This window comes from Candidatus Falkowbacteria bacterium, from assembly GCA_018674305.1.
Lineage (GTDB): Bacteria > Patescibacteriota > Patescibacteriia > UBA11705 > JABHMO01 > JABMRF01.
In genome coordinates, this window is the sequence record JABHAL010000014.1 from 21,120 (window position 1) to 27,888 (window position 6,769).

Sequence of the window (6,769 nt, forward strand, 5' to 3'; positions counted from 1 at the left end):
ATGAAATTTACTTTTTGTTTTTTGTTTTTCTTTTTTTAACTGCGCCAACTACACCTTTGACCGCTTCAGACACAGCCTTACTTTTCAAAAAAGTAAATATGCTCATAGCATGAGTCACTTTTTCTCTAAAGTCACTAAAAACCTCATTAGTCTGTCTAAGCAATCGAATCACGTAATACAATGTGATACACAAAAAAACTGTGAACCACAAAATTGAAAACGCTAACACAAGATAAAATAAATCTTGACTTGTTTCTAACATATTTTTTTGTTTTTATTTCACTTTTAACTTTATCCCCTAACCTCAGCGCCAACCGCTTTTTTTAATTGCGCTATAATTTTTTCATGCAACTTATTCACTTCGTCCATTTCCAAAGTACGCTCATCAGATTGATAAGTCGTTCTAAATGTCAGGCTCTTCTTGCCTACTTCTATTTTATCATTTTTAAACACATCTAACAAATCTACTGCACTGATAATTGTATTATCTGAAGCCAAAACTAAAGATTTAATATCTTTCCACTTAACTTGATCATCAATCACGACAGACAGATCCAAATTAACTGCTGGATATTTTGGTAATTCTTGATATTTATTTACCACGGGATAACTGTCAACAACTTCGCCTAAATCTAATTGCCAAACTGCCATTTTAACCTTAACATCCAAAACTTCAGCAACCTTTGGGTGTACTGTGCAAAGACAACCAACTACTTTCTTATTTAAGACTATATTTAAATGTTGTTTTGGGTGACACCAAGCATTGACTGGAGTACTTTCAACAAAACTGAATTTAAAACTAAACTGCTGCGCCAAAGTTTCAATTATTCCCTTGGCTGTAAAAAAAGGATCTTGATCAACTATTATACCCGCGGCCATTAATGGCTGGGCCGGTAATTTATTTTTTGAATCTGGTTTAACCTTTGCACCAGCTTGATCTTTTATAAACACCTTGCCTACTTCAAACAAATTTATCTGTTCAAAAAACCTTAAATTACCAGCTGCACTTTTTAGTAAATTTGGAATCAAACTTTGGCGCATCAAATTTACTCCCTCCGCCCAAGGATTGACTAATTCCACGTGCGTTATTGGTTGATTTAATTTTTCTAAAAATTTTTGTTCGACAAAAGAATAATTATATACTTCATTAGCACCAAGCGACAAAGCTAACACATCTTTTAATCGTCGCTCAAATACTCGAAGCTTGTTTTCCTCTAAGTAGTCAATCGCAACCGCTGGCATTTGTGGAGTAATATTGTCATAACCAAATATTCTAGTTATTTCTTCAATAATATCTTCTTTTATACTAACATCCTTTGTAGCTCTCCAGGTTGGCACTTTTACTTCAAGTCCGTGCTTGTTTGCTTTTATATCAAAACCTAAACTTTGCAAAATTGAAATTATCTTTTTTTGTTCAAGCTTTTCGCCAATACGCTTGTCAATAAACTCCCAACTCAAAGAAATTGGCCCTTGATCAAGTTTAAATTTGGACTCATCAATCAAATTGCTAACAACTTTAGCTTCAGGGATTACTTCTTGAATTAAGTTAACTGCTTTATTAATGGCTATTTCAGCCAAATTAGGATCTAGGTTTTTTTCAAATCGAATAGCGGCCTCAGATCGCAAATCAAGACGATCAGCAGTTTTACGAACTGTAAATGGCTCAAAAGTTGCCGACTCAATTATTACAACATTAGTATTTGTATTAATTTCTGAATTTTGATTGCCCATTACACCTGCCAATGCAATCGGTTTTTCATTATCAGTAATAAGTAAATCGTCCTCTATTAATTTCCGAGCTTCACCATCCAAGGTGGTTATTTTTTCCCTAGCAATGGCTTTTCGAACAATAATTTTATTATCAACAATTTTATCAGCTGAAAATGCATGCAATGGCTGACCCAAATCATACATTACATAATTTGTAATATCAACAATATTATTGATCGATTTTTGACCAATAGCTTCCAATTGTTTCTTGAGCCAGTCGGGCGATTCGGAAATTTTCACACCTTCCAAAGCAATCGCCATGTATCTAGGGCAAGCAGCGAAATCGTCAATTTTAACTTTTAAGTCGATTTGTTTATTTTTCTTGAATTTGTCTAATTTATATGGTTTTAATTTTGAACCAACAATCGCAGCCACTTCCCTTGCAATGCCATAGTGGCCCCATAAATCAGGTCTATTAGTTAGTGATTTGTTGTCAATTTCAAAAATTACATCATTCAAACCAAGTGCATCTGCTAAAGGCTGACCGACTTGCAGTTTTAAGACGCTCAAATCTACAATCTCATTTTTTGCTTTAGCTGGAAACAAGCTATCAAGACCAATCTCCACACCAGCACAAATCATACCGTCACTTTCAACTCCACGAACTTTAGTTGATTTTAATTCAACTAACTCCCCTTCTCCGTGCCAACGGACCTTTGCTCCCGACAAGGCCATTGCTACCAACATGTTTTGCTTTAGATTTGATCCACCACAAACTACCTTTACTTTTTTATTACCAATATCAACCTGAGCAACCTGCAAACGATCAGCATCAGGATGTTTTTCTAATTTCACAATTTTACCAACGACTACTTTAATCAAAAGCTCAGCTTGATTTTCAACTGACTCAACTTCAACAGTCGCCATAGTCAACTTAAGTCCAAGCTCCTGAGGGTCAACCTTGTCCAAGCCTTCAACATGTTGTTTTAACCAATTTAATGAAATTTGCATATCTATTTCTTTGTATTATAAGTTTCTTCTAATATTTTAAATACTTTATGAACTTGATAACTTTTAACTTTACGAACTAACCTTGAACTGTTTTAAAAATCTCAAATCTCCTGAATTTATTAAACGGATATTATCAATCCCATAACGCATCATGACCAATCTGGTCAATCCAAGGCCAAAGGCAAAGCCTGAATATTTTTCCGGATCAATATTGCCAGCTCTCAAAACATTAGGATGAACCATGCCGCATGGCAAAAGCTCTACCCAACCAGTTTGATTACAAACACTACAACCCTTTCCATTACAAATCAAACAATGTATATCCAGCTCAAAGCCTGGCTCCACAAAAGGAAAATATCCTGGACGTAAACGAACTTTAACGTCTTTTTTGAAAATTCCTTTTAACAATGTTTTCATTACCGCAATTAGATTAGCGATAGAAATATTTTCATCAACCATTAGTCCCTCCAATTGATAAAAAGTATGTTCATGTGAAGCATCCAACGCTTCATAACGAAAAACTCGTCCAGGCACAACGGCTCTAATAGGAGCACCATATTTTTGCATAGCTCGAACCTGGACTGGTGACGTATGAGTACGAAGCACCAATTTCTGAGGTTTTTCTTTGCTCTTTGCTCCTTGCTCCTTGCCATTTATATAGAATGTATCTTGCATGTCCCGAGCGGGATGATTAGCTGGAATATTCAAAGCCTCAAAATTGTAATAATCTGATTCTACTTCTGGGCCATCTAAAATCATAAAACCAAGAGAACGAAAAATGTCCTCCAATTCGTACTGCACAATTGAATTTGGATTTAGACTACCTCGATCAGACTTTTTACCAGGCAAAGAAGTATCTAAAAAATCTGATTCTAATTCTTGATCAATTTTTTGACCAGACAAAATTTGACTCTGCTGGTTCAATAATTGTTGCAATTCCAATTTCACTTGGTTCGCAAATTGACCAATCTTCTTTTTTTCAGTGGCAGACAAATCTTTCAGGCTTTTTAGGATTTTGTTTAATTCTCCATCCTTGCGTCCAAAATATTTCAGCTCCACGGTTTTCAATTCATCTAAATTCACCACCTTGGCAATTGCTTGTTTAGCTCTCTGTTGTAATTTTTCTAGATCATTTTTCATATTCAAAAAATTTCAAAAGTATTTTAATTCTACTTTTACCTTTTACTTTTTAACTTTAAACTACTACTATTATAGCAAATTATTAAAAAAGCACCTACTTTTCAATAGGCGCTTCTACTATAGTTTGTTTATCATCAAGTAATACATCAACCGTTTGCTTAAGAACATGCCAGCCTAACACCTGGCCCTTTCCATACTTGGTTTTTATTTTCTCTCCAATCATAGGTAAATTTTCCGCTAATTCGTCATACAAATCTTTTTCGTAAGTCAAGCAACACTTCAATCGTCCGCAAACACCGGACAAACGCTCTGAGCCTCGGTGAGACACTTGTTGTAAATCGGCCAAATCAGAAGTTACATTACCTAAGTCTTTATAAAAACCTCGGCAGCACAAATCACGACCACAACAACCAATATCACCACTGATCTTGATCTCATCGCGAATTCCTAACTGTTGTAAACGGATATTCTTTTTGTGTATTTTTATTAGATCCTTGAGTAGTTCTCGAAAATCCACTCGGCCATCAGCAATAAAAGCAAAAGTTATTCGAGCTCCATCAAAAGTAAAATGCACGTCAACCAACTTAATCGGTAAACTATGTTTCTTTATCAAGGCACGACAATCACTGAAGGCTTTAGTTTTTTCTTTTTTGAATTTCAAAACTACTTCTAGGTCTTCTTTTGAAGCTTTTCGTAAAATCGGTTTTATTGGCTCCTCCAGTTTAGCTGTCATTTCTGCTGAAAGCTCTTTCGTTCCCAGAACTTTCCCCAACTCTGTTCCCAGTTTTGTTTCAACCACAACATAGTCACCAACATTAATCTGGTTTTCAAGATTGGAATCTTTTCCTTTTAAGCTAAAGTAATAAACTTTATCCCAAGGTGTAAATTGTATTTCAGCAACATTCATAGAAAAGTTTCAAATGCCGAACACACAATCCACAATAATTATTGGGTATTGGGTATTGGTCATTATATATTTGAGCTAAATCTGATATCTAGCAAAATTACCAATCTCTATTTTTTCACCAGTTTTAGCGATAATCTGATTAATTAAACCTTCAATTGTAACTTTATCATCTTTTATAAACAACTGTTTCATTAAACAAACCTCTTCGTAATATTTATTCATTTTACCTTCAAGAATTTTTTCAATCATTTCATCTGGTTTACCTTCATTTTTTAGCTGCTCTCGATAAATAGATTTTTCTCTTTCCAGAGCTTCGGCAGGAATCTGCTCCGGAGTTACATATTCTGGAGACATGGCTACAATTTGCAAGGCAATATCATGGGCTAAACTTTTAAAATCATCGGTTTTGGCAACAAAGTCAGTTTCACAAAATAATTCTACTATTGTACCTGTCTTATTATTTGAATGAATATATGAATAAACAATACCTTCTTTGGCTTGTCTTTCCGCAATTTTTTTTGCAGCTTTTGCTTCACCTTTTTTTCGCAAAACATCGACGGCTTTATCATAATCACCATTAACTTCATCCAAAGCTTTTTTGCAGTCCAACATTCCAGCACCAGTTTGTGCGCGTAATTTTGTAATTGTTTGTACATCTGACATAAAATTGATTACTGATTGTACTGATTTACTGAATATTTCTTAATTAATCTGTATTCACAAAAACTCATAAATGTGTCTTGTGTTCAGGATATCAGTATTACTCAGTACTCACTTATTTATTTTTTATTTTCCTGATGGAGATTTAACTGGTTCCGGCTTTTTGACCTCAGGAGCCTTTACCATCTTTTGACCTTCCTTAACAGCCTCTTTGACAATGTTAACCAGCAACTTTATTGAACTGGTAGCATCATCATTCCCTGGAATTGGATAATCTGCATTCTCTGGGTTATTATTTGTATCACAAATAGAAACTATTGGAATATTTTTTCTCTGTGCTTCTTTCAGCGCTGTTTTTTCACATTTCATATCAACAATGAAAATTGCATCTGGTACTCTAGTCAAACTTTCAATACCACCAACAATAACATCCAATCGTGCGATTTCTCGAGAGATTTTCAACTGCTCCTTTTTTGTATACCTTTTAATTGCCCCACTTGCTGTATCCTCCTTCAACTTACGATACTTTTTTACTACACCTAATACACTATCTGAATTAGTCAAAGTTCCACCAAGCCAGCGATGAACAATGTATGGCATTTTGCAATCTATTGCGGCCTCTTTTACAATTTCTTGGGCTTGTTTTTTTGTTCCTAAAAAAAGAACTGTACCACCATTGGCAACAGTTTGTTTAACGAAATCTAAAGCATGTTCTAATTCCTTTAGAGTTTCTTCTAAGTTGATAATATGAAGCCCACTTTTTTCTGTAAAAATAAAGCGCTCCATTTTTGGGTGCCAATTTGATCTTTGATGACCAAAATGCACGCCAGCTTTCATTAAGTCTTGAAGACTTGGCATGATAGACATAAATTTTTCCTTTTTTCCTCTACCCTTCCAATTAACGCAGACTCATTTAAGAGCAGGACTGCCTAATTTTGCTAAAAATAGCTAAGAAAGGTATGTGATTTATTATTATGTCCAAATGATAACATAAATTCAAAAAAATTACAACATGTACCAAACAATAATCATTTATGGAAAAGTTTAAGGCTTGCCATGAACCGGAGGAAACCTCAAACAAAAAACACCCACCTAGATTCTGAAACAAGTTCAGAATGACAGGTGGGTGTTTTTTGGTGGGCCGGGCAGGATTTGCACCTGCGAAGGCTAACGCCAGCAGATTTACAGTCTGCCCCAGTTGACTACTTTGGTACCGACCCAAGTTAGAAATATTCCGCCAGCAGATTTATCAATCTTCGCTGAAGCTTCGATTGACAGGCACTCTGCCCCTGTTGCCTGTCCTCCGGAGCCTCGGCGTAGGAGGGACTACTTTGGTACCGA

At 35.3% G+C, this 6,769-nt stretch carries 6 protein-coding genes and 1 tRNA gene; all 7 read right to left on the reverse strand.

Annotation, left to right across the window (positions count from 1 at the left end):
• Positions 1-7: 7 nt before the first annotated feature.
• Positions 8-262 (reverse strand): hypothetical protein, encoded by a 255-nt coding sequence (locus HN643_05405; protein ID MBT7501073.1) that lies wholly within the window; start codon positions 260-262, stop codon positions 8-10.
• A gap of 29 nt (positions 263-291) precedes the next feature.
• Entirely contained in the window at positions 292-2,721 is a 2,430-nt protein-coding gene (locus tag HN643_05410; GenBank protein MBT7501074.1) for a phenylalanine--tRNA ligase subunit beta, read from the reverse strand.
• Between the two features lie 69 nt (positions 2,722-2,790).
• Positions 2,791-3,867 carry a phenylalanine--tRNA ligase subunit alpha gene (gene pheS / locus HN643_05415; GenBank protein MBT7501075.1) on the reverse strand — a complete coding sequence of 359 codons (1,077 nt, stop codon included), beginning with the start codon at positions 3,865-3,867 and terminating at the stop codon, positions 2,791-2,793.
• An 88-nt stretch (positions 3,868-3,955) separates the two neighbouring features.
• Positions 3,956-4,768: a stage 0 sporulation protein gene (locus HN643_05420; GenBank protein MBT7501076.1), complete on the reverse strand. Its 813-nt coding sequence runs from the start codon at positions 4,766-4,768 to the stop codon at positions 3,956-3,958.
• Positions 4,769-4,843: 75 nt separating this feature from the next.
• Positions 4,844-5,431 carry a translation elongation factor Ts gene (gene tsf, locus HN643_05425; protein ID MBT7501077.1) on the reverse strand — a complete coding sequence of 196 codons (588 nt, stop codon included), beginning with the start codon at positions 5,429-5,431 and terminating at the stop codon, positions 4,844-4,846.
• 123 nt (positions 5,432-5,554) lie between these two features.
• Positions 5,555-6,295 (reverse strand): 30S ribosomal protein S2, encoded by a 741-nt coding sequence (gene rpsB, locus HN643_05430; GenBank protein ID MBT7501078.1) that lies wholly within the window; start codon positions 6,293-6,295, stop codon positions 5,555-5,557.
• Between the two features lie 267 nt (positions 6,296-6,562).
• Positions 6,563-6,648 (reverse strand) — tRNA-Tyr (locus tag HN643_05435).
• Positions 6,649-6,769 lie beyond the last annotated feature (121 nt).